At 56.0% G+C, this 23,079-nt stretch carries 25 protein-coding genes; 12 read left to right on the forward strand and 13 right to left on the reverse strand.

Annotated features, from left to right (window positions below; translation table 11 throughout):
- Window positions 1-12: 12 nt before the first annotated feature.
- The 3 genes from ACOSDR_RS17950 to ACOSDR_RS17960 all read left to right on the forward strand — a co-directional run bounded on the left by ACOSDR_RS17950 (window position 13) and on the right by ACOSDR_RS17960 (window position 4,146).
- Window positions 13-2,763, forward strand: a complete 2,751-nt coding sequence (locus ACOSDR_RS17950; RefSeq protein ID WP_420732105.1) for an Rne/Rng family ribonuclease — start codon at window positions 13-15, stop codon at window positions 2,761-2,763.
- 103 nt (window positions 2,764-2,866) lie between these two features.
- On the forward strand, window positions 2,867-3,331 hold the full coding sequence (bcp, locus tag ACOSDR_RS17955; RefSeq protein ID WP_420725834.1) for a thioredoxin-dependent thiol peroxidase: 465 nt from the start codon (window positions 2,867-2,869) through the stop codon (window positions 3,329-3,331).
- On the forward strand, window positions 3,328-4,146 hold the full coding sequence (locus ACOSDR_RS17960; RefSeq protein ID WP_420732106.1) for a ferritin-like domain-containing protein: 819 nt from the start codon (window positions 3,328-3,330) through the stop codon (window positions 4,144-4,146). Before bcp ends, ACOSDR_RS17960 begins: the two co-directional genes overlap by 4 nt.
- A gap of 175 nt (window positions 4,147-4,321) precedes the next feature.
- Here the strand turns inward: ACOSDR_RS17960 and ACOSDR_RS17965 are convergent, their stop codons facing one another.
- Window positions 4,322-4,747 (reverse strand): organic hydroperoxide resistance protein, encoded by a 426-nt coding sequence (locus ACOSDR_RS17965; RefSeq protein WP_420732107.1) that lies wholly within the window; start codon window positions 4,745-4,747, stop codon window positions 4,322-4,324.
- 137 nt (window positions 4,748-4,884) lie between these two features.
- Between ACOSDR_RS17965 and ACOSDR_RS17970 the strand changes: the two genes are divergently transcribed.
- The gene (locus ACOSDR_RS17970) at window positions 4,885-5,349 is read left to right on the forward strand and encodes a MarR family winged helix-turn-helix transcriptional regulator (protein WP_420725831.1); all 465 of its coding nucleotides are present in this window, start codon (window positions 4,885-4,887) and stop codon (window positions 5,347-5,349) included.
- 5 nt (window positions 5,350-5,354) lie between these two features.
- Here ACOSDR_RS17970 and ACOSDR_RS17975 read toward each other — a convergent pair whose 3' ends face one another.
- From ACOSDR_RS17975 to ACOSDR_RS17995, 5 genes are read right to left on the reverse strand one after another with little or no spacing between them, the layout of a single operon-like run.
- The gene (locus tag ACOSDR_RS17975; protein ID WP_420732108.1) at window positions 5,355-6,410 is read right to left on the reverse strand and encodes a phosphotransferase; all 1,056 of its coding nucleotides are present in this window, start codon (window positions 6,408-6,410) and stop codon (window positions 5,355-5,357) included.
- On the reverse strand, window positions 6,407-7,015 hold the full coding sequence (locus ACOSDR_RS17980; protein WP_420725829.1) for a TIGR04282 family arsenosugar biosynthesis glycosyltransferase: 609 nt from the start codon (window positions 7,013-7,015) through the stop codon (window positions 6,407-6,409). Before ACOSDR_RS17980 ends, ACOSDR_RS17975 begins: the two co-directional genes overlap by 4 nt.
- Window positions 7,012-7,698 (reverse strand): TIGR04283 family arsenosugar biosynthesis glycosyltransferase, encoded by a 687-nt coding sequence (locus ACOSDR_RS17985; protein ID WP_420732109.1) that lies wholly within the window; start codon window positions 7,696-7,698, stop codon window positions 7,012-7,014. The genes ACOSDR_RS17980 and ACOSDR_RS17985 overlap by 4 nt, the downstream gene beginning before the upstream one ends.
- 6 nt (window positions 7,699-7,704) lie before the next feature.
- Window positions 7,705-7,953: a membrane protein insertion efficiency factor YidD gene (gene yidD, locus ACOSDR_RS17990; protein ID WP_420725827.1), complete on the reverse strand. Its 249-nt coding sequence runs from the start codon at window positions 7,951-7,953 to the stop codon at window positions 7,705-7,707.
- On the reverse strand, window positions 7,943-8,401 hold the full coding sequence (locus tag ACOSDR_RS17995; RefSeq protein ID WP_420732110.1) for an iron-sulfur cluster assembly scaffold protein: 459 nt from the start codon (window positions 8,399-8,401) through the stop codon (window positions 7,943-7,945). Before ACOSDR_RS17995 ends, yidD begins: the two co-directional genes overlap by 11 nt.
- Window positions 8,402-8,551: 150 nt before the next feature.
- On the opposite strand from ACOSDR_RS17995, the gene folE reads away from it, so the two are divergent.
- The 6 genes from folE (at window position 8,552) to ACOSDR_RS18025 (ending at window position 12,190) form a co-directional block, all read left to right on the forward strand.
- A complete protein-coding gene (gene folE, locus ACOSDR_RS18000) occupies window positions 8,552-9,148 on the forward strand; it encodes a GTP cyclohydrolase I FolE (RefSeq protein WP_420725825.1) in 597 nt (198 codons plus the stop codon).
- Between the two features lie 259 nt (window positions 9,149-9,407).
- Window positions 9,408-9,827, forward strand: coding sequence for an AtpZ/AtpI family protein (locus tag ACOSDR_RS18005; RefSeq protein WP_420732111.1), 420 nt, complete (start codon window positions 9,408-9,410; stop codon window positions 9,825-9,827).
- A 90-nt stretch (window positions 9,828-9,917) separates the two neighbouring features.
- Window positions 9,918-10,649 carry a F0F1 ATP synthase subunit A gene (locus ACOSDR_RS18010; RefSeq protein ID WP_420725823.1) on the forward strand — a complete coding sequence of 244 codons (732 nt, stop codon included), beginning with the start codon at window positions 9,918-9,920 and terminating at the stop codon, window positions 10,647-10,649.
- A gap of 147 nt (window positions 10,650-10,796) precedes the next feature.
- Window positions 10,797-11,021, forward strand: coding sequence for an ATP synthase subunit C family protein (locus tag ACOSDR_RS18015; protein ID WP_420725822.1), 225 nt, complete (start codon window positions 10,797-10,799; stop codon window positions 11,019-11,021).
- A 73-nt stretch (window positions 11,022-11,094) separates the two neighbouring features.
- Window positions 11,095-11,688, forward strand: a complete 594-nt coding sequence (locus ACOSDR_RS18020) for a F0F1 ATP synthase subunit B' (RefSeq protein ID WP_420725821.1) — start codon at window positions 11,095-11,097, stop codon at window positions 11,686-11,688.
- Between the two features lie 4 nt (window positions 11,689-11,692).
- Window positions 11,693-12,190, forward strand: coding sequence for a F0F1 ATP synthase subunit B (locus ACOSDR_RS18025; protein WP_420725820.1), 498 nt, complete (start codon window positions 11,693-11,695; stop codon window positions 12,188-12,190).
- A 96-nt stretch (window positions 12,191-12,286) separates the two neighbouring features.
- Here ACOSDR_RS18025 and ACOSDR_RS18030 read toward each other — a convergent pair whose 3' ends face one another.
- The 5 genes from ACOSDR_RS18030 to ACOSDR_RS18050 all read right to left on the reverse strand — a co-directional run bounded on the left by ACOSDR_RS18030 (window position 12,287) and on the right by ACOSDR_RS18050 (window position 16,841).
- Window positions 12,287-13,228, reverse strand: coding sequence for an alpha/beta hydrolase fold domain-containing protein (locus ACOSDR_RS18030; RefSeq protein ID WP_420732112.1), 942 nt, complete (start codon window positions 13,226-13,228; stop codon window positions 12,287-12,289).
- A gap of 68 nt (window positions 13,229-13,296) precedes the next feature.
- Window positions 13,297-13,725, reverse strand: a complete 429-nt coding sequence (locus tag ACOSDR_RS18035) for an EVE domain-containing protein (RefSeq protein ID WP_420732113.1) — start codon at window positions 13,723-13,725, stop codon at window positions 13,297-13,299.
- A gap of 23 nt (window positions 13,726-13,748) precedes the next feature.
- Window positions 13,749-15,005, reverse strand: coding sequence for an MFS transporter (locus ACOSDR_RS18040; RefSeq protein ID WP_420732114.1), 1,257 nt, complete (start codon window positions 15,003-15,005; stop codon window positions 13,749-13,751).
- Between the two features lie 9 nt (window positions 15,006-15,014).
- Complete coding sequence (locus ACOSDR_RS18045) at window positions 15,015-15,389, reverse strand: TraR/DksA family transcriptional regulator (RefSeq protein ID WP_420725816.1); 375 nt, start codon at window positions 15,387-15,389, stop codon at window positions 15,015-15,017.
- Window positions 15,390-15,434: 45 nt separating this feature from the next.
- Window positions 15,435-16,841, reverse strand: coding sequence for an MFS transporter (locus ACOSDR_RS18050; protein WP_420732115.1), 1,407 nt, complete (start codon window positions 16,839-16,841; stop codon window positions 15,435-15,437).
- A gap of 324 nt (window positions 16,842-17,165) precedes the next feature.
- Between ACOSDR_RS18050 and ACOSDR_RS18055 the strand changes: the two genes are divergently transcribed.
- The gene (locus tag ACOSDR_RS18055; RefSeq protein ID WP_420725814.1) at window positions 17,166-18,293 is read left to right on the forward strand and encodes a M14 family metallopeptidase; all 1,128 of its coding nucleotides are present in this window, start codon (window positions 17,166-17,168) and stop codon (window positions 18,291-18,293) included.
- Window positions 18,290-20,065 carry an SLC13 family permease gene (locus ACOSDR_RS18060; RefSeq protein ID WP_420725813.1) on the forward strand — a complete coding sequence of 592 codons (1,776 nt, stop codon included), beginning with the start codon at window positions 18,290-18,292 and terminating at the stop codon, window positions 20,063-20,065. The genes ACOSDR_RS18055 and ACOSDR_RS18060 overlap by 4 nt, the downstream gene beginning before the upstream one ends.
- 43 nt (window positions 20,066-20,108) lie before the next feature.
- On the opposite strand, the gene ACOSDR_RS18065 is transcribed toward ACOSDR_RS18060, so the two are convergent.
- Both ACOSDR_RS18065 and ACOSDR_RS18070 read right to left on the reverse strand, forming a co-directional pair.
- Window positions 20,109-20,729 carry a glutathione S-transferase family protein gene (locus tag ACOSDR_RS18065; RefSeq protein ID WP_420725812.1) on the reverse strand — a complete coding sequence of 207 codons (621 nt, stop codon included), beginning with the start codon at window positions 20,727-20,729 and terminating at the stop codon, window positions 20,109-20,111.
- A gap of 139 nt (window positions 20,730-20,868) precedes the next feature.
- Window positions 20,869-22,374: a peptidoglycan DD-metalloendopeptidase family protein gene (locus ACOSDR_RS18070; RefSeq protein WP_420732116.1), complete on the reverse strand. Its 1,506-nt coding sequence runs from the start codon at window positions 22,372-22,374 to the stop codon at window positions 20,869-20,871.
- Window positions 22,375-23,079 lie beyond the last annotated feature (705 nt).

The raw sequence follows: 23,079 nt of genomic DNA on the forward strand, positions 1-23,079 counted from the left end.
AGGTAGGATTATATGACACGCAGAATGTTAATCGATGCGACCCACCCGGAAGAAACCCGGGTCGTCGTGGTAAATGGCAACCGGCTTGAGGAATTTGACTACGAAACAACGACAAAGAAGCAAATAAAAGGGAATGTTTACCTCGCGAAAGTAACGCGGGTTGAGCCATCCTTGCAGGCTGCTTTCGTTGAATATGGCGGCAACCGTCATGGGTTCCTGGCCTTTTCAGAAATTCATCCCGACTATTACCGCATTCCCGTCGGTGACCGTGAAGAACTGGTCGACGATGATCATGATTCCCAGGACGATGATGACGAAACCGCCGATAATGGCGATGGCGTTGAGGATATGGGGGCGGGTGAAGGCGTTGATGAAGCGGTTGAGGAAGCGTCCTTGCGCCGCCCGCGTCTGCGCCGCCAGTACAAAATTCAGGAAGTGATCAAGCGCCGTCAGGTGATGTTGATTCAAGTCGTGAAGGAAGAGCGCGGCAATAAAGGTGCTGCGCTGACCACCTATCTTTCGCTGGCCGGGCGCTATTGCGTTGTCATGCCCAATACGTCGCGCGGCGGCGGGGTCAGCCGCAAGATCGCCAATGTGGCGGATCGGAAGCGTCTGAAGACAATCCTGGCGGAACTGAATGTGCCGGAAGGCATGGCGATCATCCTGCGCACCGCCGGGGCCGAACGCTCCAAGGCGGAGGTAAAGCGCGACTTCGACTATATTATGAAGTTATGGGACGATATCCGCGAAAAGACGCTGGAATCCTCTGCTCCTTCCTTAATTCATGAGGAAGGCAATCTGATCAAGCGCGCCATCCGCGATGTCTATACCAAGGATATCGAAGAAGTGCTGATCGCCGGCGATGAAGGATATCGCGTCGCCAAGGATTTCATGCGCGCGCTGATCCCCAGCCACGCCAAAAAGGTCCAACCCTATAAGGATGATCAGGGCATTCCCTTGCTGCACCGCTATCAGGTGGAACAGCAATTGGCCCAGATCCATGAGCCAACGGTGCAGTTACGCTCGGGCGGATCGATTGTCATTCACCAGACCGAGGCTCTGGTCGCCATCGATGTGAACTCCGGCAAGTCAACGCGGGAACGGCATATCGAAGAAACCGCATTGAAGACCAATCTGGAGGCCGCTGATGAAGTGGCGCGCCAATTGCGCCTGCGGGATCTGGCCGGGCTGATCGTCATCGATTTCATCGACATGGATGAAAATCGCAATGATGCAGCGGTTGAGCGACGGCTGAAAGAGGCGCTGCGCCGGGATCGTGCCCGTATTCAGGTCGGGCGGATTTCCAGCTTCGGCTTGATGGAAATGTCCCGCCAGCGTCTGCGCCCCAGCCTGATTGAGGCGATGAGCCAACCCTGTCCGACCTGTGGTGGTGTTGGATACATTGTTTCGACAGAATCTGCGGCCCTGATGGTTACCCGCGCGATTGAGGAAGAGTGCCTGCGTCGCCGGGCGACCCAGGTCACAGCAAAAGTACCAGGATCGGTTGCGCTGTATGTCCTGAATCACAAGCGTGCAAGCTTGATGGAGATGGAAGGCCGGTATGGTATCACCGTTACCCTGGAAGCGGTCGATGGCATGTTGCCGCCGCACTATGAACTGACGCGGTCTGGTGCCGGCGAAGGTGAGGAAGGGGCGGAGCAGGTTGTTGAACGTGTTCCGGATCGTCCAATTGATCGGTCCGGTGAAACCGCGTCTGCGCCTCGCAGTAATGAGCGCCCACAACGCCCTGCTGCAGAAGGCAACGAAGACCGCAGCGGTCGTAAACGCAGCCGTCGTGGCGGGCGTCGTCGGGGGCGTCGCGATGAAGAATCGGCGGATGCAACGGTCGAAGATCAAACCGCACAGACCAACACCGATGCTGACGACGACGACACCGCTGTCGCCGAAGTCAATTCTGATTCCAACGGCCAGGAAAACCAAAGCAACGCCGCTGAAGGAGGCGATGGCGAGGATAAGACCCGCCGTCGTCGCAAGCGGGGCCGTCGTGGCGGTCGCCGCCGGAATCGCGGTCGGGAAGATGGTCAGGCCGCAGAAGGTCAGAATGGTGAAGGCCAGAATGGTGAAGGTCAGAATGGTGAAGGTCAGTCTGATATGCCAGATGGTCAAAGCCAGGCTGACAGCGGGTCGGAGAATTCTAACCAGATGCCACAAGACGGATCCGAGACCACGTCCTCTGAGGCGGGCAACGACGGGGATGAAAAGTCACGTCCACCGCGCCGCGGACGGGGTCGCGGACGCAAGCCATCGGCAGAAGCGGCATCCTCCTCCCAGGACGGTCCGCAATTCGTACCTGAAAATGCCGCGAATGACAGTGCGGATGCCGGGCCCGAAACATCTGAACCTCAGGCGAAGGTAAAGCCGGCACGACGCAGCCGTAAGAAGGCGGCAGCGGCAAAGCCGGAAGCGGCGCCAGCCGTTGATTCTGTGACGGAAGAGGCGGCACCGACTGAGACCAGCGGTGACGATGCAAAAGCAGCAAAACCGACAAAGCGGTCCCGCAAGAAGGCAGCCCCGGCAAAACCTAAACCTGCGAAGGCGGAAGCCACGGCAGGCGAAACCGTTGTGCAAGATACGATTCCGCCATCGTCGACACCTGCTGAGCCCGCCAGGGACCAGGTGATGGCCGCTGCGAATGAAGGGATGACGGATGTCCCCCCTGCATCACCCACCCCGGAACCGGTCATTGTTGACGAACCACCGAAGAAGAAAAAGCGCGGCTGGTGGAATAAGGTAATTGGATAAAATCGCATGGGCCGCATTCCAATCCGGGATGCGGCCTTGCGATCCTTCGATCCAGCCTTAACTCTGTTCAGAGACGATCCAAACTGAGATATGGGAGAATTCCATGGCACTTGAAGAAGGCGATGTCGCCCCTGATTTCACCCTTCCCACTGATGGCGGCGATAGCATTTCACTTTCTGCGTTGAAGGGTAAACCCGTCGTTCTGTATTTCTATCCCAAGGATGATACCCCCGGCTGCACCAAGGAAGCCTGTGGCTTTCGCGATGCGCAGGCGGACTTCTCCGGCGTTGGGGCGACGGTAATTGGCGTGTCAAAAGACAGCGTCGCCAAGCATGATAAATTCAAGGCCAAGTATGAACTGAATTTCCCCCTTGCTGCGGATGAAGATGGCACAGTGTGTGAGGCCTATGGCACTTGGGTCGAGAAAAGCATGTATGGCCGCAAATATATGGGCATTGATCGCGCCACCTTTCTGATTGATGCGGATGGGAAAGTGGCAAAGATCTGGCGCAAGGTGAAGGTTCCCGGCCATGTTGAGGCTGTTCAGGCGGCCCTGAAGGATCTGTGACCTTCACGTTTGACAAGATGAGTCTGGGGGATGCGGCCATTCAGGTGTTGAGCACCGCCGATGCTCGCCAGAAAGCGACTGTTGCACGGGCTGTATCCAGAGAATGGTTGTGCCGGAAATTGGGAGCTGTAGCAGCGACCGAACCGGTACCGGATCGCCCGGCGCGGCCGGATCACCCGGTGCTGATGCTGCCCCGCGATGTCCCCCGCCGGAAAATCAATGCCGGTGTGGCAGGGCGAATTGCCTTGCTGCATGCCCTTGCCCATATCGAATTGAATGCCATTGATCTGGCATTTGATATGATTGCGCGATTTTCTGACCAGGATATGCCCGAAGCTTTTTTCGATGACTGGATCGCCGTTGGAGACGACGAGGCCCGCCACTTCCTGATGCTTGAAGATCGCCTGCAAGAGCTTGGTGGGGCCTATGGAGACCTGCCGGCGCATGATGGTTTGTGGCAGGCAGCGATGGAAACCGCCCATGATCTGCTGGCCAGGCTGGCCATCGTGCCCATGGTTCTTGAGGCACGGGGATTGGATGTGACGCCTGATATGATCAAACGCCTCCACGCGGCAGGGGACCAGCAAAGCGCAGAGGCCCTGACCATTATTCACGATGATGAAATCGGCCATGTTGCGGTTGGAAAACGATGGTTTGATCATGTTTGCGCCACCCGCGGATTAACCGATCCTGTCGCCGCCTGGCAGGATCTGGTGCGCAAGCATTTTAAGGGGGGATTAAAACCACCCTTTAACACGACCAGCCGTGATCTGGCAGGATTCCCAGAACACTATTACGCTGTTTTTGAGGCGTAAAATGGCGCGACCCGGATCGGAGTGTCTCCGACTGGGTCGCATTGTTCCGGCCGGATGTTTTCAGGCTGGCGTGCGTCGCAGCTTTTGCCCGTAGCCCCGCTACGCGCGGCAAGTTGCTCCTGCTCCAGCCTGAAAACCTCTCGGTCAGCGCGATCAAGAATGATCTGAATTTGCTTTAGACGACAGTCAACTGCACATCGATATTGTTGCGGGTCGCATTGGAATACGGGCAGACTTGGTGGGCTTTTTCAACCAGTTCTTGCGCCTTCTCTTTCTCCACACCGGGTAGGGAAACTTCCAATTCAACTTCCAGACCAAAACCGCCTTCTGAGCGGGGACCGATGCCAACGGTGGTGGTGACCGTCATATCATTCGGTATTTTCGTGCCCCCCTGCGAGGCGACGAACTTCATTGCCCCAATAAAACACGCGGCATAGCCGGCTGCGAAAAGCTGTTCCGGGTTTACGCCTTCCCCGCCGGCACCGCCCAATTCCTTAGGTGTTGCCATGGTGACATTAAAATTCCCATCCAGCGTTTCTGCTTTTCCATCTCGTCCGCCTGTGGCTCGGGCCGAGGTGCGGTATTTGACATCTACAGACATAAGGGTGTTCCTTTCAGGATATTATATCGCTTACGATTAAATCGCATACGATATTTAGAAACCGAGACGAGTTTGTCAAGCGCTTGCGATTAGATCGTGCGCGATTTATATTACACTTTCTAGAGAGGAGATACGTTGTGACGCATGACACTTTGGATGATTTAAGATATCCGAAAATCTCGGACCTTTTGTGTTTTTCGATTTATTCTGCCAGCCATGCCATCACCCGTATCTACAAGCCGTTTCTGGATGATCTGGGGGTGACCTATCCGCAATATCTTGTGCTGGTCGCCCTGTGGGAACAGGATAACCAGACCGTTGGGGGGCTGGGACGAATGCTGCATCTGGAATCCAATACTTTGACGCCTTTGCTCAAGCGGTTGGAATCGATGGGTATCCTGCAGCGCCAGCGCGACAGTAAGGATGAACGCCAGGTGCGCGTGGCGCTGACCGGGACTGGAAAGGAAATGCGGAAGCGCGCTGCACGTATTCCTGAATGCGTCAAACAGGTAACGGGAATGGAACTGACAGAGCTTCAGCGATTGCAAAAAGAGATTACCAGGCTACGGACACACCTGGATCAATTCGACCAGGATAAATAATCCATTCAGGACCAGTCCTGCCGGACTCTTTCGATAATCTCTGGCGATAGATACAGGTCCACACGGCCCCGGACATGATCGATCAGACGGGCGCTGGTATTCTCCGCGGACCAGTCTTCGGTGTCCTGAACTTGATGTTTTGCCGCGCGGATTTGTTTCGCGCTCTCTACCCGCCATTTTGCGCACCAGGTGATAGACCACAGCCACATCAAACGCCGCATCGGCATCAGATAGGGGGACAGTGCATCCCCCAATGCCATCGGAAGGGCAGCGCGCCAGCAATGATAAAAGTGTGCGATCTCGTCACGGCTGGGCTCTGAATAGGTCGCGACATCCCAGGTTGTGGATGTGTAAAGCGTGGCATGGGCCAAATCGAACCCCGCCCCGCCATAGCGCCCCTTTTCCAAGTCTACCAGAATGGCAGTGCCATCATCCTTGACCAGAAAATTACCGGGATGGGCATCAAAGGATATCAGGGCCACCGGGGCCTTGGGTAAAGAGGCGATATCCTGTTCGGCGGCGCGCAGTTCTTCCCGGATCATGCGCAGACTGTCGGCGTCCAATTCGGCCTGGGGCAGGAAAGCGGCCTGGCCTTGCACTTCTGTCAATGTTTCCGCCATCGGATCGGTTTGATCTATCAGTGGCGGGCGTTCTGTGCGCTCGGGCAGGGGCAAGGTATGGATCGCGGCCAGGGCTTTGGCAGCGGCTGGCAAGTCATTGGGTGCAGATAAAGCGGTGCCGTGAATATGTTCGACGATCAACGCCCCCATAGGAACGGTCTTGCTGGGCGACAGATAGCCGTGGAATTTCGGGGTATGGCCGCTGGCTTCCATCCGTTGAAAGCAGGCCGCCTGATAACGCAGGTTCCGTTCGGCATCCAGGCGCATCTGACTTTGTCTGGGCACCCGCAACAGCAGGTCGCGCCCGGACAGGATGACATGATCATGGGCCAGGCCGGATGTCGGCATAGGGATCAGCGAGTCCAGCGAGATATCTTGGAATCCCTGCATTTTTGTCAATGCTGCATGCAGTGCCGGGATCTGGTCGCTTAGCTGTGTCATCGCGCGCGCCTCCCTTCTTTCAAATAGGCTGCATAGCTGGCCCCGTCATCCACATCCGACAGCGGGTCCAGGAAGCCAACACACATCTCTGCTGGCAGCGTTGCAAGCGTTGCCGTCAGGGCATCGGGCGTCGACCAGGGGACATTTCGCATGAAAGCATAGGGCACCGGTCGTCGTCGTGCCAGGCCGACCAACCAATAGCCACCATCATCCGCAGGGCCGAAAATGGCATCGTTGGTGCCCAGTTTGTGAAAGGCCTGATGAATATGGCAAGGCTGAATGCCAGGTATGTCGGTGCCAATGATGATCGCCGGACCAGGCGGCATATGGCGCAGAACCCCGCTCATGCGGGCACCAAGGTCGCCGCGAGGCTGTACCAATACGGGCAATCCGGCAAAAGCTGGATGGGTCCCATCATCCTGGGCGGCAACCGCGATTGTCAGGGTCCAGGGGCCCGGCTGTAAGCGCCGGATCATGGTTTGCAGAGTGCCGCGATAGAAGCGCCACGCCTGTAACCTGCCGATATCCCTGGCCAGTCTGCTTTTCCCGACGCCCAGACGAGGGGCGCGGGCAAACAAAATCAGGTGTCTTCGCCTTTGGTTCATCGATATATCCATCGCAGCAATCGATTTGGTGCGCCACAGAAATACAGGAAAAGGCATGTCAGATTCTTTGCGCTGCGCCACAGATAACCATCGCGCTGAAACTTATCGGCGGCGGTCAGCAGGGGGGCGTCCAGGGCGACAAGACGCGCCTTGCCAATCTTCCGGACAAGCGCGACATCTTCCATCAGCGCCAGATCCGGTATGCCGCCCAGGCGCGCCAGAAATTCTTTGGAAATCAGCAACCCCTGATCGCCATAGGGCAATCCAAAGGTGCGACATCGCCAGGCGACCATGCGCTCCAAACGGCGTGCAGATGCGGAGTCGGAGTCCAGTTGGAATTGAAAATAGGCGGCCTGATTCCAGCGGGCCGGATCGGTGATAAAGGCCAGGATATAGGCGTCCCACCCCCGTGGCAGGGTCGAATCCGCATGCAGGAAGAACAGCCAATCGCCGAATGCCAGATCCTGGCCCGCGCGAAGCTGCGGTCCGCGTCCCCCCTCCGCCTGGGTGACGCGCGCCTGATGGCGGGCGGCGATTTCCACGCTGTCATCCTGGGACCCGCCATCACTGACAATGACGTCCAGGTCCAACCGCGCCGTGGTCAGCTGTGGTAAAAGTTGCGCCAGCGGCCGGGCTGCATTGCGGGTGGGTATGATAACACTCAGCGTTGGGGGGGAGGCCATCAGCAATCAATCCGGAACGGGGTCATAGCCAGACCCACCCCACGGATGGCAGCGCGTTATCCGCCGCAAGGTCAGCCGCCCCCCTTTAAGTGCACCATGCCGCCGGATGGCTTCCAGCCCATAGTCTGAACAGGTTGGCAGATAGCGACAGTGCCGACCCAGGAAGTAGGAGAGGGTGTAGCGGTATAAATAGATCAGCCCCAGCAGGAGACGGGCCGCTAAACCAATTCGGGGGGTGCCTTGCTCAGCGGGCATTCAGGGCCTCCTGCACCGCTTTCACCACTGCTTTGAAGGGCAATAGAATGGAAGCATGGCGGGATTTATGGCTCTGTGCTGGTTCCAGCACCGCCAGATCAGCCCACTCCCCCTGAGGCACTGGCCCGTTGCGCTTTAACATGTCTTCCAGGGCATCACGGATGTGGGTCAATTCACTCAGACTTTTCCCCACGGCATGCGCCTTCATGATCGCGGCGGAAGATTGGCCCAGGGCGCAGGCGCGCACCTGTTGTCCATATGCAGACACCAGTCCGTTGGAATCCACTGTCACATCGACACGAATGCGACTGCCGCACAGGGGACTGTCCATTTGGACGCTGGCATCGGGATGGGCCAATCGGTCCTCTTTATTCAGGCCACCGGCAAGGCTGAGGATACGCGCATTATACAGCGCTTCATGGGCATTGGTCGGGCTTTGCTCTGCCATGAAATTCACCCTTTGTTGCCGGAATGGAACAAAACTAATAACAAATGTCGCCCCTGATATTGTTGACTTCACCGGTCATTGCAATGATATACCCGCATTCACGCGTTCGCGGATAGTCCGCTAAAACGCATTGGTATGAGGTTGCTTGTCATGTCGGACAAGGCGCTACGCCCCAAGATTGTCGCCGCTCGCCCCAGTTTTGAAGAGGCGGAAGACGCTGTGCGCACCCTGTTGCGCTGGGCTGGCGATGATCCCACCCGCGAGGGCCTGTTGGATACGCCCAGCCGCGTCGTGCGTTCCTATGAGGAATTCTACGCCGGCTATGCGGTTGACGCCGAAGAAGAATTGCGCCGCACCTTCGAAGAAACCGAAGGCTATGACGAGATGGTGATGCTGCGCAACATCCCGTTTCACAGTCATTGCGAACACCATATGGTCCCGATCATCGGGACGGCGCATGTGGCATATCTGCCGCAAAGCCGCGTTGTGGGCATTTCCAAACTGGCGCGCGTGGTTGATATTTATGCCCGTCGTCTGCAGACACAGGAAACCATGACGGTCCAGATCGCCGACACCATCTCCCGGGTGCTCAGCCCGCGCGGCGTGGCTGTTATGATCGATGCGGAACATCAATGCATGACCACACGCGGCATCCAAAAGCCGGGCGTCAGCACGATCACCACCCACCTGACCGGTGCCTTCCGCGAAAACCCGGAGATGCGCCGTGAATTCCTGGCGATGATCTAGAACGCAAGCTGTTGAAGGCCGTTTGTAAGCAGTCGGTCACGAGTCTGCCCCACTGATCTGAGATTCCATAAAAATTAACCTTTTCCTGATTGTCAGAAAAGGATGCTGCATCGCGGAATTTTCGCGTGGCTTTTCTTGACTCTCTCAGGCAGTCTGATTATGGTCCGCGCGCATGCTTGAAAGGGTGCTTTTGCCCCGGATTGGCATGCAAGGATGAAGGGGTGCTCACTGTGATGTTGGCCTTTCTGCAAGGTCGATCATGACCGGGGATGACAAAAAGTCTTCGTCAGCGGATTTCGATGCGCGATTGCGCGCGGCGCGGGATGCGTATGACGGGCGGACGGGGTCTTCCAGGTCACAGGAACAGGGGGATGCGCCGGACTCCGGGATGAAAGGGATTGGGTTCGCCATGCGCCTGGGGACCGAACTGGTCGCGGCGATTGGCATCGGGGTCGGTGTCGGCTATGGCCTGGATCAATGGCTTGGAACCACGCCCTGGTTGATGGTTTTGTTTTTCTTCTTCGGCGGGGCAGCCGGGGTGTTAAATGTGTACCGCCTGTCGATGGGCATGGACCAAACCGTCGGATGGCGACGTATCGGGGGGCGATCTGGACCCCATTCTGGTGGCGCTGAAACAGGCGACGCAGATGGAGATCGGGAAGATCGCGGAAAAAAGTAATTGGAATTTGGCTCAGAGTCGGGCCTATGCGTAAAACGGTTTTGGGAAACGGGCCGCTAGGCCCGGACTAACAGCGAGAAGGGGTTCGCCGTGGCTGGTCCGCTCGAACAATTCATCATTAAGCCTATCGTCGAAGGTCCTGTGGATTCAGTGGCCTATACCAATTCTGCCTTGTGGATGTCGGTGACGGTTGTCGTGGTCACCGCCTTTATGGTGTTGGGCATGTCCCGCCGCGCCATGGTGCCGGGCCGTTGGCAGTCCATGTCGGAATCCATGTACGAATTCGTTGGCGGGCTGATCAAAGAGAATGTCGGCGATGAAGGCCGGAAGTATTTCCCCTTCATCTTCACGCTGTTCATGTTCACCCTGTTTGGCAACATGCTGGGTCTGCTTCCAGGCAGCTTCACCTTCACCAGCCACATCATTGTGACTTTGGTCATGGCGACCTTTGTTTTCGTGATGGTGACAATCGTTGGCTTGTTGAAGCATGGTCTGCATTTCTTCAGCTTTTTCGTGCCAACCGGGGCGCCTGTTTGGCTGTATCCCCTGATGATCCCAATTGAAATCATCTCCTATCTGTCCCGTCCGGTCAGCATGGGGGTTCGTCTGTTCGCCAATATGATGGCGGGCCACACGATGTTGAAGGTTTTTGCAGGCTTCGTGTTTGGGATCGGAACATTGACCTTTGGCGTCGGTAGCATCCTGCCCATCGCATTGATGGTGGCGTTGACCGGGTTTGAAGTCCTGGTCGCCTTCCTGCAGGCCTATGTGTTTACGGTTCTGACCTGCCTGTATTTGAACGACAGCCTGCATCTGCATTGATAGCGGCGGTCTGATCTTGCGTGCCCGTCTGGCTCAGGTCGGGCGGTTTTTGAGAGTTTCGCGGGTGCGGGCGGGCCAAAATAGCCCCCGTCCGGCCCTTAACGGAAGCGCGGCTGTGACCGTGCCTATTGAAGGAGTGAGCGTAAAATGGATCTCGAATCAGCAAAAATGATTGGCGCCGGTTTGGCCGTTATCTGTCTCTTTGGGGTGGGTCTTGGTATCGGTAACATCTTCTCTTCTCTGATCACCGCAGTCGCCCGCAACCCGGCTTCCCGTAGCCAGGTTTTCGGTCTGGCGATGCTGGGCTTCGCCTTGGTTGAAGCCGTCGCGCTGTATGCGCTGCTGATCGCCTTCCTGATCCTTTTCGCCTAATTCTCTGGGCCAAGTTGGGGGCAGTCTGTTTAGGGCTGCCCCTCACCGGATCCAAGTGAAAGGGGTTTCAAGGATGAACCAGGTTCTAAAATCGGGCCTTCAGCTTTCAGCCGTCGCGGTGATTTCCGTGATTGGCCCTGTTTGCGCTTATGCAGCTGAGGCGGAACACCAAGGCGGCATGCCGCAATTGGATACCAGTTCTTTCTCCAGCCAGATATTCTGGTTGGCCGTGACATTTGCAGCGCTGTTTATCCTGATGTGGAAGGTCGCTGTGCCCCGTGTTGGGGACGTGATCGAGTCACGGGAACAAAAGATCCGTGCCGATCTGGAACGGGCCGAACAACTGCGTGTTGAAATTGCAGAGGCGGAAGCCTCTGTCGAGAAGGCTTTGTCCGAGGCCCGGTCAGAAGCACAGGATATCTTGCGTAAAGCGCAGGAGAAGCTTGTCGCGGACCATGCCAAGAAAATGGAAAAGCTGGATGCCGATCTGGCGGTTAAAATGACCGATGCGGAAGCGTCGATCGATGAAGCCCGCAAGGAAGCCATGGCGTCAATCCGTGAAGTCGCACAGGAAGTTGCTGCGGCTTCTATTGAGAAACTGTCAGGCAAGGCGGCATCCAAGGCGGATGTGACCAAGGCCGTAGACGCGGCGGCGAAAGGGGTCTGAGATCATGGAACATGAATCAATCCTCCAATCGACAGACCTTTGGGTTCTTGTATCTTTCACAATTTTCGTTGTGTTGGTTGTTTGGAAGGGTCGTTCGATCATTCTGAATGCAATTGACGGACGGATTAATCGCATCCGCGATGAAATCAAACAGGCTGAAGCCCTTAAAGAAGAGGCCACGTCTGCTTTGGCGGAAATGAAGCGCACCCAACGGGAAGCCACCGAACAGGCCGCGTCCATTATCGAAAACGCCAAGACTGAAACGAAAATGATGAAGAAGGACATGGATGCCCGTCTGAAACAGTCGATGGAACGCCATGAACAACAGGCCATGGAAAAAATCTCTCAAGCGAAAGCAAATGCAATCGCTGAGGTGAAGAACCAGGCTGTTGATATTGCAATCAGTGCCACCACGCAGGTCCTGACCAAAGCGATGGATGGCGCAGGGGGCGATAAGTCCATTGATGATGCGATTTCGGCTCTGCCCGGAAAGCTTCATTGAGCACGTTTCAGGGCTGACTTTCAGTCTGACTGAGTTTTCAAAAATGGGCCGTTTCTATAAGGAAGCGGCCCGTTTTATTTTGGCTGTCTGATAAGTCTATTGTGCATGGTGGCGCAGGAAGGCCGCCCCTTCGGTCAGCGCCGTCATGGCCGCGTCTACATGGCCACTCATATGCAAAAAGCCGTGCAAGACTCCCTCCACACGCCGATAGTCTACGGTTCCCCCCGCTTCCTGAACAGCCTGGGCCAGCGCAACACTGTCATCTGCCAGCGGGTCCATTGCGACGTCCAGAATGTACAGCGGCGGCAGATCATTCAGCGGATTGGCCAGTATGTCGAAACGGAGGTCGCTCATCTCTTCCGGGCTGTTCATCAGGCAGGTGCGGAAAAAAGCCAGATCCTGCGGGCTCAATCCATCTTCGGCGCCGCCCCATAATCTGCGGGATGCGGAATCCCGCAAGCCATAGGATCCATAATATAGCAGGGCTGCTTTCACACGGTGATGCTGACCCTGAGCCCGCAGCGCAAGTAGTGTCGCCATTGACATATTGCCGCCTGCGGAATCACCGCCCAGCGCAATGCGATCCGCATCCAACCCGTGCTGCGTCCCCTGATCGATAACCCATTGTGCGGCGGCCAGACAATCTTCCTGGGGCACGGGGAACTTCGCCTCTGGTGCCAGGTGATAATCCACCCCCAGAACGCACCATCCGCTTTTTTCCGCCAACAGGCGCATGATCCGGGCATGCGTATCCAGATTGCCGACAATCCATCCACCGCCATGCAGATAGATCAGAACGGGGCTTGGCGATTTGGCATTTTGGGGACGGTGCAGGCGCAACGCCAGCGGGCCATTTGCCGTATCGATGGTGATATCCTTCGATTCCCCCATCTCTGGCGCGTCCCGGTTCCAGAATTCACGGTCGGCATTATACAGGATGCGCTGATTGGGCAGGTCGGTTGCCGCAACCTCACCCAAGCCGTGACGTTCCTTGGTCTTCGCCGCAAGTTCAGCCGCGATCTTCAATGCGTGCGCCATTTGGGGATCCAGGCGCGGTGTGATGGAGAGCAATCCCATTTTTAAGGGTCCAATCTTTAAAGGCAGTGTCAGTCGGCCTTCGTCTGTCCCATCTTACAGATCAAACCCCAGGATTCCTTAGGAATCGGCATCACCGATAGTCTGGATTGTTTGATCAGGGACAGGTCTTCCAGGGCCGGTTCCGCTTTGATATCCGCCAGGGTAACCGGTTTTTCAAATGGGCGAATGGCGCGCACGGTGACCATTCCAAATCGTCCTTTCGCATCGGTCGGGTCGGGATGATATTCCTCGATCACATCAACAATGCCAACGATCTGCTTTTCATTAACTGAATGATAAAAAAAGCCCCAATCGCCAATTTTCATGGCCTTCATATTGTTTGAGGCCTGGTAATTCCGAACGCCGTCCCAGCCTTCGCCCTTATCAGCGCGTTTGACCTGATCGTCCCAGGACCATGTGCCGGGCTCTGACTTAAACAACCAATAATTCCGTGCCATTTCAGGCTCCCTCTCAGCTCATATTAAGGTGTAGCGTAGCGCCGCGCGGCGGGTAGGGAAAGGCTGCAACCGATCATCGCCAATGCACCACAGAACAGGCACAGCTGGGCGACGGACCAATCCGCATTCAGCATCCAGCCCAGGGTCGGTGGCGCGGCGGCACTGGCTAAGACGGCCAGCGCGGTCATCATGGCTTTGATCTCCCCCAGGAACCGGCGACCATAGGCTTCTACCCACAGCGCGACCAGCAATACAGCGGTCATGCCAGAGGTAATGCCACAGCACAGCATAAAAACGGGCGGTGTCCAGGCCCCAGTGCCTAGGGCCAATACAATACACCCGATGATCAGCGGGCCCAGGAACAAGGGCAATCCTCTGGCCGCCCCCTTCCTGTCGATATAGGTTCCCATCATCAGTCCGGCTGGAATACTGCCTATCGCGTAAAAGACCACACTGCCGGCCCATAGTTCCGGACTCCATCCCTTTAGTTCCGCGATCCGCACGCCGTGCAACAACAGGCCGGTGACAATATAGCTGGGACACATCAGGCCGGGCAGGGCCAGATAAAAGCGTGGATCGCGCACCACATCTTTGCGCCGCCAGCTTCGAACGGGGCGGGGGCGGCTCAAATCCGATTCCGCCAATTGGTCCTGGGCGTCCTGGTCCGCCAGATCCTGCTTATACAGCGCATAGCGTCCGTCATGCCCCTGCAACAGCCACAGCGCAATCGGCAGGCCAAGAAACAGATACAGGCCTGACAGGCCATACCATGCCTCGCGCCAGCCGAAGGCGGCTATGACTGCCACGCCCAGAACTGGAAACAGGGCTTCGCCCAGTGGGAACCCATAGCCACCAAAGGCGATTGCCTTGCCCCGGCCAACCAGGCTGTAGCGCCCCAGACTGTGCCCCATTGTATGGCTCATCAATCCCTGACCGGTCTGCCGCAACAGGAATATCGCCAGGAACAGGGTGACAGGACCTTGAGCCAGCCCCATCAGGGCGCAGGCGATGGCACAGCCGGGCAGAAGGATCAGCGTCCAACGCCGCAGATCGACGCGGTCAATAATGCCCCCCGTATAGACGATGACCGCTGCTGATAACAGTGTGCCTAGACCATAGATCGTGCCAAAGGCGGCATCACTGAGCGCGAAATCGCGCCGTATTTCCCCCCCGAATTGAGAGATGAAAAAGGTTTGGCCGAAACTGGACCCAAACGCCATGAACAGGCCATAAAAGGCCAACCGCGGATCAGCCCGCAGAAAATCAATCGCACCACGCATTGTAAAATCTTATCCCGTTCCCAACCCGGCGGGGCCTGGCCCCGATACGCAATCGACACAGACCGGCGTTGCCGGGTCAAGCCGCAATCGCTTTTCCGGAATCTCGTCATCGCATTTCAGGCAATACCCATAATCACCGCTGTCGATGCGGGCCAGGGCGGCGCGGATGCGTTGGCGTTCTGTGTTGCGGCGTTGCTCTGTCGCCAGCGCCATGGCCTGGCCCTGCATCGCATCCATGCGCGACAGGCGACCAACGGATTGCTGATCCAGGGTTACGGGCGCACGCGATTCCTTGCTGGAGTGAGCAAGGGCTTCAATTTCCGCCAATCGGTCGTTCAGCAGCGTGCGGAAAAAGTCCAGGTCCAGGGAAGATTGATCTGACATGTCGAAAACATAACACGCAAAAATCGCTGTGTCTTTTGCAGAAAATTAGCGGTTTTCCGGTGCGGGTTTCGCCTCTGGAACGGTCGCCTCGGGTGCATCATCTTCATCCACCTCAAAGTCTGGATGGCAATAAATCAGATCCGACTCCTGATCGGTTTCCGGCCATTCCAGATCCGGGCGCAGGGCCGTTACACCTGCTGCGGACATTCTGGAATCGATTGCCACAAAGGGACCCTGCTGTTCTGCGGGAAGGGATGGTCTGCGCGTCATGCGGTAGATACCAAATCCAACAAAAATCAGATTGATGGCGATCAGGGACCAGAAGTAGCCAGGTGTTCCGAACATATCCATAGCAAAACCAGCGATGTTTGGGCCGAACATCGCCCCAAGGCCGTTGCCCATGATCATCGTTGAACTGGCCGCGACCATCTGTTTGGAATTCAGATAATCATTGGTATGGGCGATGCACAGTGAATAGAGCGGCATTGCAACACCACCAAACAGCAGGGCAATCAGCAACAACAGATTCCGGTTGCTGAACAGATCCTCGCCAATCGGATAAAATTCCTGATAGGTCTGCAGGTTGTTCAGGTTACCGGGGTCTTGAAATATCAGCCCCAATATTCCGATCAGGACACAGGCACTGGCGGATAATACAATGACTTTTCTGCGATCAAAAATATCGGACAGCTTCCCGATCGGCCAGGTGAACAGGAAACCCCCGACAAAGATGGCAACCATGAACAGTGACGCGAAAGACGTTCCATACATCTTATAGGCATAGGCTGGGCCCATACCGATTAACATGCCCGCGGTTGCACCAACCATCACCATGCCGACCGTGCCCAGGGGGGAGATTTTAAACAGCTTTATCGGGCCCAGAGATTCCGGGGCGGTAAATTCGGGCGCGCGGGCACCGGAAATCAAAACCGGCAGGGCCGCCACTGATATCATTACCGAAACAATAGTGAACAGTTGGAAATTTGCAGGGTCATACAAATTCAGGATCAATTGCCCGCTGGCGAGACCCAGCATGGAAACGACCAGATAAATCGCCAGGATTTGCCCCCGTGTATCATTGGTCGCCTTTTCGTTCAGCCAGCTTTCCACCACAATATACAGACCGGCATAAGCAAGCCCAGTCAGGATGCGCATCAGGATCCAGACATAAGGATCAATAATCAGCGGATAGACCAATATCGTCATAGAGGCCAGCGCGGCTAGTGCGGCGAAAACCCGGACATGACCGACCTTTGCCAACATCTTTGGCACAATTGCCGACCCCAAAAAGAACCCTGCGAAATAGCCCGCGACCACGAAACCGGTTAGCGTGTTGCCAAAATCTTCGACCTGGGTGCGAATGCCGACCAGACTGCCGCCCAGCCCATTACCGACCATGATTAGGCCAAGGCCGAGAAACAGTGCCCAACTGACTTTTAAGGCGCTTATCATGGAAACCCGTCTTTCATTCGTCAGGAGGGCACAGGCACATCACTATAGAGCAAATCCCGAGCAAACGGAGTCGTTTACGGCGATGTATTTGCTGAAACAGCAATTCGCTAGAGCATCATGTGCGCGCATATACGTGCCCATGATGCTCTAGCAGCTTGCTATGCACGTTCCTATATCTGAGCGCTAGATAATAGTGTGGTGTGAAAGATCAATATTTTTGTGTTTGCGACGTCTCGGTCATAACAGGGCTTTTGAGTATCCCGCCCAGTCGTTATGGTTCGGTATCACACGGTCGTGTCGAAAGCGTTACACATTGGAGGGTTTATGCACATCGCCAGCAATTTTGATTCCGGTAATATCGAGGTGATATCTGCCAATTCATCGGATGATGTCCAATTGCGCATTCGCAAGGATGCTGGGCCGGATGGTTTCTTTCAGTGGTTCCATTTTCGTGTCAGCGGTGTTGCTGGACAACCGGTCCGGTTGAATATCATGAATGCGGGAGAGGCTTCCTATGTCAAAGGGTGGGAAGGCTACCGCGCCTGTCTTTCTTATGATCGGGAAACGTGGTTTCGGGTCAGTACAGAATTTGACGGCAAGGTTCTGACAATTGAACACACTTCCGAATTCGACAGCTTTTATGTGGCCTATTTCGCACCCTATTCCAGGGAACGCCATCGTGATCTGATTGCGGCCTGTCAAATGCGCCCCAATTGCCGCCATGCGGTTCTGGGTGAAACGACGGATGGGGAAGAACTGGACTTACTGGTCATCGGCGACAGCGATGAAACAAAGAAAAGCATCTGGACCATTGCGCGTCAGCATCCAGGCGAGTCCATGGCGGAATGGTTTATGGAAGGGATGGTAACCCGATTGCTGGATACCAGCGACCCGGTCAGCCGTGAAATTCTGTCCCGTGCGACGGTTTATGCGATTCCAAACATGAATCCGGATGGCAGCCGTCGGGGGCATCTGCGCACCAATGCCAAGGGTATGAACTTAAATCGCGAATGGGCGAACCCTACACTGGAGAACAGCCCAGAGGTCTACCTGACGCTGCAGGCGATGGATCGGGCCGGGCTGGACTTCTGTCTGGATGTGCATGGCGATGAAGGACTGCCCTATAACTTCATCGCCGGGGCGGATGCGATTCCCTCTGCAACCGATAAACTGATTGATCTGCGTAAACGCTATGAGGCCGCACTGTGTCGGGCCAATCCTGATTTTCAGTCAGAGGTGGGATATCCTGCTGCCGCGCCGGGTAAAGCCAATCTTGCAATGTGTACATCGCAATTGGCAGAGCGTTTTGGTGCCTTGTGCATGACACTGGAAATGCCCTTTAAAGAGAACGCGAATGCGCCCGACCCGCTTTATGGCTGGTCAATCGCGCGCTGTCGCCTGCTGGGGGCGGCACATTTGGATGCTCTCTATTCCGTGTTGGATGATCTGTGACATTTGATCAGGGGTTAATCCTGGGGGTTTTGGGTGCGTTGCTGGGCCTCTTCATCTGGGGGCGCTTTCGCTATGATCTGGTTGCAATGATCGGATTGTTGGCGGTGACTCTATTGGGGTTGATTGATCCCAAAGATGCTTTTTCCGGTTTTGGTAATGACGCGACGATAACTGTGGCCCTGGTGCTGATTCTCAGTCGGGCCTTGTCTGCATCCGGCGCGATTGATCCGATTGCCAGACTGGTTCAGCGCGGCTCTGGCACCACGGTCGGGCATATTGGGGGACTCAGCGGCACAGCCGCTCTACTCAGCGCGTTTATGAACAATGTTGGGGCTTTGGCCCTGTTATTGCCTGTTGCGATTCAGTCGGCGCGTAAGGCGGAACGCCCCGTGCGCCTGTTGCTGATGCCGCTTGCCTTCGCCTCCATTCTTGGGGGAATGCTGACACTGATCGGCACACCCCCCAATATTCTGATCTCCGCCATTCGCGAGCGATCAGTCGGGGACAGTTTTGCAATGTTCGACTTCCTTCCGGTGGGGGGCGTCGTGGCAATTATCGGCCTGATTTATCTTATTGTCTTTGGTTGGCGGTTGATACCGAAGGCCAGTGGTAAGGAGGATACTGATCGGTTCGGGGTGGAAGTCTATACCGCAGAAGTTAAGCTATCCAAGGACAGCAAGATTTACGGTAAAACGATCACTGAAATCGAGGCGATGAGCGAGGACCTGGACGTTGTGATCGTAAAATTGATCCGGCGTGGCCGCAATTATCCCTCTCCCCCCCGACATGAGCCGTTGCATGCGACCGACCATCTGATCCTGGAAGGGGTGGCAGAAGAGATTGATCGTTTCGTATCGGACTTCAGTTTAAAACTTAGCGGCGGCGGTCCGACACCCCAGGAAATTCTGAAATCGGGTGAGGCCGCGTCAATGGAGATGGTTGTTCAGCAGGGGTCCCCGCTGGATGGACGCACAGTCGCTCAGTTGCGGTTTGGGCCGCGATATCGCGTCGCCCTGTTGGGGGTTGCGCGACAAGGTAAACCGCATCGTGGGCGTCTGAAGGATTTTCGGTTCAAGGCCGGTGATATCTTGCTTTTGCAGGGTGCTGCGGAAGAATTGAATGAAGCCGTTGCCAGATTCGGTGCGCTGCCACTGCGCGAGCGAGATTTAAGCCTGGGCCGTCGTGGGCGTGGGACAACGGTCCTGCTGTGTTTTGCCGGGGCCGTTTTGGCTGCGGCGACGGGATACGTGTCTTTGCCAATCGCATTCGGCGTCGCCGTGGTGGCTATTGTTCTGTTCGGTGTCGTCCCCTTGCGAGAGGTCTATGACAGTGTCGACTGGCCAGTTATCGTGCTGTTGGGGGCGCTTATCCCGGTCGGCGGAGCGATGGAATCGACGGGGGCAACCGGGTTGATCGCATACAGCATTCTGTCCATTGCGGGCGGGATGCCAAACTGGCTGATTCTGGGCGTTATTCTGGTCGCCACCATGACGATGAGCGACGTTTTAAACAATGCTGCGACCACGGTGGTGATGGCCCCTATTGCCCTTGCCATTGCCCGGGAGCTGGGGCTGTCGGCAGATCCGTTTCTGATGGCGGTGGCAGTTGGCGCGTCCTGCGCATTCCTGACGCCGATCGGACATCAGAACAATGCGCTGGTGATGGGGCCGGGCGGTTATCGCTTCAGCGACTATTGGCGGGTCGGCTTGCCATTGGAAATCCTCATTGCCCTTGTCGCTGTGCCGGCAATCATGATTTTCTGGCCCCTATAGCGCGATTGCGAGGTTTTTTCACCACACCGTGCGGTGAGGGGCGTCATTGGGATCCGAAGTGGCGCTGCCAGACGGGTCCAATAACAGGATGCCGCGCGATATGTTTTTTCAATGCGTGCAGCCGGGGCAGGTCAATTTCCTCCGGGTACCAGACATAGACCATGGCCAGGTAGATATCGGCTAAGCTGAATGTCTCTCCCAGGATATAGGGGCCGGACTCCAGCAAGTCTTCCATAGTTTGCAGGCCTCGACGGAAATGATCCATTCCGGCGCGCTTGACGCCTTCACGTCCGTTCATTTCATCGGTATAGCGGGCAGGATAATAAACCCGAAGATCGCTTTCATAAATATTGATGGTCATGAAGATGATCCAGCGCAGGAAAGCGGCATGCTGGGCTGTTCCCGGTACCGGGGCCAGCTTTGCGTCGGGCAGGGCGGCGGCCAGATGGATCACCATCGCTGCCGATTCGGTCATGATGGAGCCGTCCGGCAATTTCAGTGCGGGTACTTGTTTCCAGGGATTGATCGCGCGGAACTCGTCTGAAAACTGCTCGCCACCGCGAGTGTCGATTTCGACAACTGAATGGGGCGCTTGTGCCAGGGTCAGTGCGGCCTCAATTACAAATCCACCAGAGCCTTTGTGGCTGTAGAGCGTGTAGGACAAGACTCAGTCTCCGACGGGATTGAGAAGAGCATGGGAACTGCGCAGGCTCGATATCCCGATCGACCCTGTTTGCTACCATCGGACACCTTTGGGACTTAGTCCAGCATGTGAATGTGCGCCAGTAAATTTCCTGACAGGATCATTCCATGGCCTGGGCGACCTGAGTACGGGGCTCGACCGCAGCATATTGGGATTCGAGCTTGTCCCGCAGGCTTTCGAACCTTGCCAGTTCCGCCCCTTTCAGGGTTTTGCCGGTGGGAAGCTTAACGCCCTGTGGATTGACCTGCTTGTTGTTCACATGGACTTCATAATGCAGGTGTGGCCCGGTAGAGCGTCCAGATGTGCCGACATAGCCGATGATCTGACGCTGGTCGACGCGGGCGCCGGCTTTGATGCGGCTGTCAATACGACTCAGATGGGCATAGGCGGTCTTATAGGTGCCATTGTGCCGAATGCGGATATAGCGACCATAGCCCCCATTCCAGCCGGCCATTTCCACAACGCCATCGCCAGCCGCATAGATCGGCGTTCCTGTCGGGGCGGCAAAGTCCAATCCTTTATGCATTTTGTTATAGCCCAGGATCGGATGGAAGCGTTTACCAAAGCCAGATGAAATGCGCGCGCCTTCGACCGGGGTACGCAGCAATGCACGGCGCACCGACTGCCCCTTGCTGTCATAGTAATCGGATCGCCCCTCATCATCTTCAAAGCGATAGAATCGCTTTATTGTGCCAGCGACCGTCATTTCTGCCATCATGATATCGCCAAAATCCACGGTCTCACCCTCATCGGTGCGCCGTTCTTGGAACATCAGGGAGAATCGGTCACCGGGTTGCACTTCCCGTTGAAAGTCGATGTCAAAAGAGAAAATATTGATCAAGGACCCCAGAACGGCATTGGGCACACCTGCATGACGGGCCGCGACATAGAGGGAACTGTCAATTTCCCCATCTGCCCGAACGATGTGATCGCTTAATTCACGCATGTCTTCGACGGCGGTATAGCCATCTTCCGATTCTGTCACATGGATGGAGCGCAATCCGTCTGGATGAAAGGCCAGCGCCGTGACTTTACCAATGGATCCTTCGACCGTGGGCACCATGGTGACGTCCATCGTCTGACCCGGGCGCAAATGGCGCGGGTCGAAGGCTTCCGACAGGGACTGCACCAGCGAATAAGCGGTCGCGCGGTCAAGACCGACATCCAACAGGACGGACATGAAGGTGTTTCCGGGCGCGATCTCCACATGCACTGTATAGGGTTGCGACAATAACCCGTCATGGGCGGTCGAATCGGATCCTAAAGCCGCCAGTTCCCATTGCTCTGACAGCTTCACGGAAGAAACCGTGCCGCTGGCTGATGGCAACAGCGCATCATAAGATTCGTTTGTCGCTACCGCACGGTTCATTGGAATGGACGGCTCAGACATCATGGTGATGCCCAGGCCCGCAGCCAATCCCAATCCTGAAAGTGTCAACAGGCCGGTCATAAAGCGCCGCCGTTTACTGACGGGGTGACCGGCGCGATGGGTGACGAAATAGTGGTCATCAGTGTGTGATGGGATGCCCAGGCGACGCAGCAGTCTCGCCTTTGCCCTGCTCGCAGATCCCCGCAGGGCCCGAAAATGCGCCTTGTCGACTTCCACGAAACCTTGCTCCCATCTCCCTGAATCAAGACCATCGTCATTGATGCAGGCCCGTTAATGCCCATATTCACAATAGGTTTCGCCTCGTCAAAACGGTGACAGAAACCGATTCTCTATCGTGATTCGCCAGTTCGTCTAAGCAAATATCAGGCCGAACGTGCGAAAAACAGCGGTTTTTAAGAAAAAACGACTGATATCTGTCGGTCATTTGCCTTAACACCGTTATCGATACTGGTTGGTGCGAAAACCGTCAAGTTGATGAATTAAGGCATTTCAAAGCCTTGCCTGAAAAAGAGGGTGGAAAACCGCGATGTCTCGGGGTCGGAATTAAAAAAAACGCACTGGGTTCAAAAAAGTTTCTCAAAACCGTTTGACACCCCCGGACATGGCCCGTATAAGCCGCCTCCTCGACGAGGGAACACCGACGCCAACGCGGCGACGGCGACCCGGATCGGAACAGAATATCGGTTATTTGACATTGTTGATATATGGAAGGGATACGCGGTTGGCGGTGGTCTTTTGGCTGCGGTTGATTGTGTATCTTGATGAATAGTCAAGTTACGTTTGAGCTGCTTGGCTGGTACTTTAGGGTGCTGGTTGGGTGGTGAGATTGGATCAATGAGAATACCCTTTGAGCTTAGGTGGATGTGCTTAGATGATATCTGGGCGCGTTATCAGCCATGTCTCCCCCCGGGGATGTGGTAT

This window comes from Hwanghaeella sp. 1Z406 (assembly GCF_048892425.1).
Lineage (GTDB): Bacteria > Pseudomonadota > Alphaproteobacteria > UBA8366 > Aestuariispiraceae > Pacificispira.

Bases quoted from the DNA above. Each gene is read 5' to 3' on its own strand.
- ACOSDR_RS17950 (WP_420732105.1), top strand. From the start codon at position 13: ATGACACGCAGAATGTTAATCGATGCGACCCACCCGGAAGAAACCCGG.
- ACOSDR_RS18045 (WP_420725816.1), bottom strand. From the start codon at position 15,389: ATGTCAGATCAATCTTCCCTGGACCTGGACTTTTTCCGCACGCTGCTG.
- ACOSDR_RS17975 (WP_420732108.1), bottom strand. From the start codon at position 6,410: ATGACACAGCTAAGCGACCAGATCCCGGCACTGCATGCAGCATTGACA.
- ACOSDR_RS17985 (WP_420732109.1), bottom strand. From the start codon at position 7,698: ATGGCCTCCCCCCCAACGCTGAGTGTTATCATACCCACCCGCAATGCA.
- ACOSDR_RS18035 (WP_420732113.1), bottom strand. From the start codon at position 13,725: ATGGCACGGAATTATTGGTTGTTTAAGTCAGAGCCCGGCACATGGTCC.
- ACOSDR_RS18055 (WP_420725814.1), top strand. From the start codon at position 17,166: ATGCACATCGCCAGCAATTTTGATTCCGGTAATATCGAGGTGATATCT.
- ACOSDR_RS18005 (WP_420732111.1), top strand. From the start codon at position 9,408: ATGACCGGGGATGACAAAAAGTCTTCGTCAGCGGATTTCGATGCGCGA.
- ACOSDR_RS18030 (WP_420732112.1), bottom strand. From the start codon at position 13,228: ATGGCGCACGCATTGAAGATCGCGGCTGAACTTGCGGCGAAGACCAAG.
- ACOSDR_RS17980 (WP_420725829.1), bottom strand. From the start codon at position 7,015: ATGAACCAAAGGCGAAGACACCTGATTTTGTTTGCCCGCGCCCCTCGT.
- ACOSDR_RS18025 (WP_420725820.1), top strand. From the start codon at position 11,693: ATGGAACATGAATCAATCCTCCAATCGACAGACCTTTGGGTTCTTGTA.
- ACOSDR_RS18040 (WP_420732114.1), bottom strand. From the start codon at position 15,005: ATGCGTGGTGCGATTGATTTTCTGCGGGCTGATCCGCGGTTGGCCTTT.
- ACOSDR_RS17965 (WP_420732107.1), bottom strand. From the start codon at position 4,747: ATGTCTGTAGATGTCAAATACCGCACCTCGGCCCGAGCCACAGGCGGA.
- bcp (WP_420725834.1), top strand. From the start codon at position 2,867: ATGGCACTTGAAGAAGGCGATGTCGCCCCTGATTTCACCCTTCCCACT.
- ACOSDR_RS18020 (WP_420725821.1), top strand. From the start codon at position 11,095: ATGAACCAGGTTCTAAAATCGGGCCTTCAGCTTTCAGCCGTCGCGGTG.
- folE (WP_420725825.1), top strand. From the start codon at position 8,552: ATGTCGGACAAGGCGCTACGCCCCAAGATTGTCGCCGCTCGCCCCAGT.
- yidD (WP_420725827.1), bottom strand. From the start codon at position 7,953: ATGCCCGCTGAGCAAGGCACCCCCCGAATTGGTTTAGCGGCCCGTCTC.
- ACOSDR_RS17995 (WP_420732110.1), bottom strand. From the start codon at position 8,401: ATGGCAGAGCAAAGCCCGACCAATGCCCATGAAGCGCTGTATAATGCG.
- ACOSDR_RS18050 (WP_420732115.1), bottom strand. From the start codon at position 16,841: ATGATAAGCGCCTTAAAAGTCAGTTGGGCACTGTTTCTCGGCCTTGGC.
- ACOSDR_RS18015 (WP_420725822.1), top strand. From the start codon at position 10,797: ATGGATCTCGAATCAGCAAAAATGATTGGCGCCGGTTTGGCCGTTATC.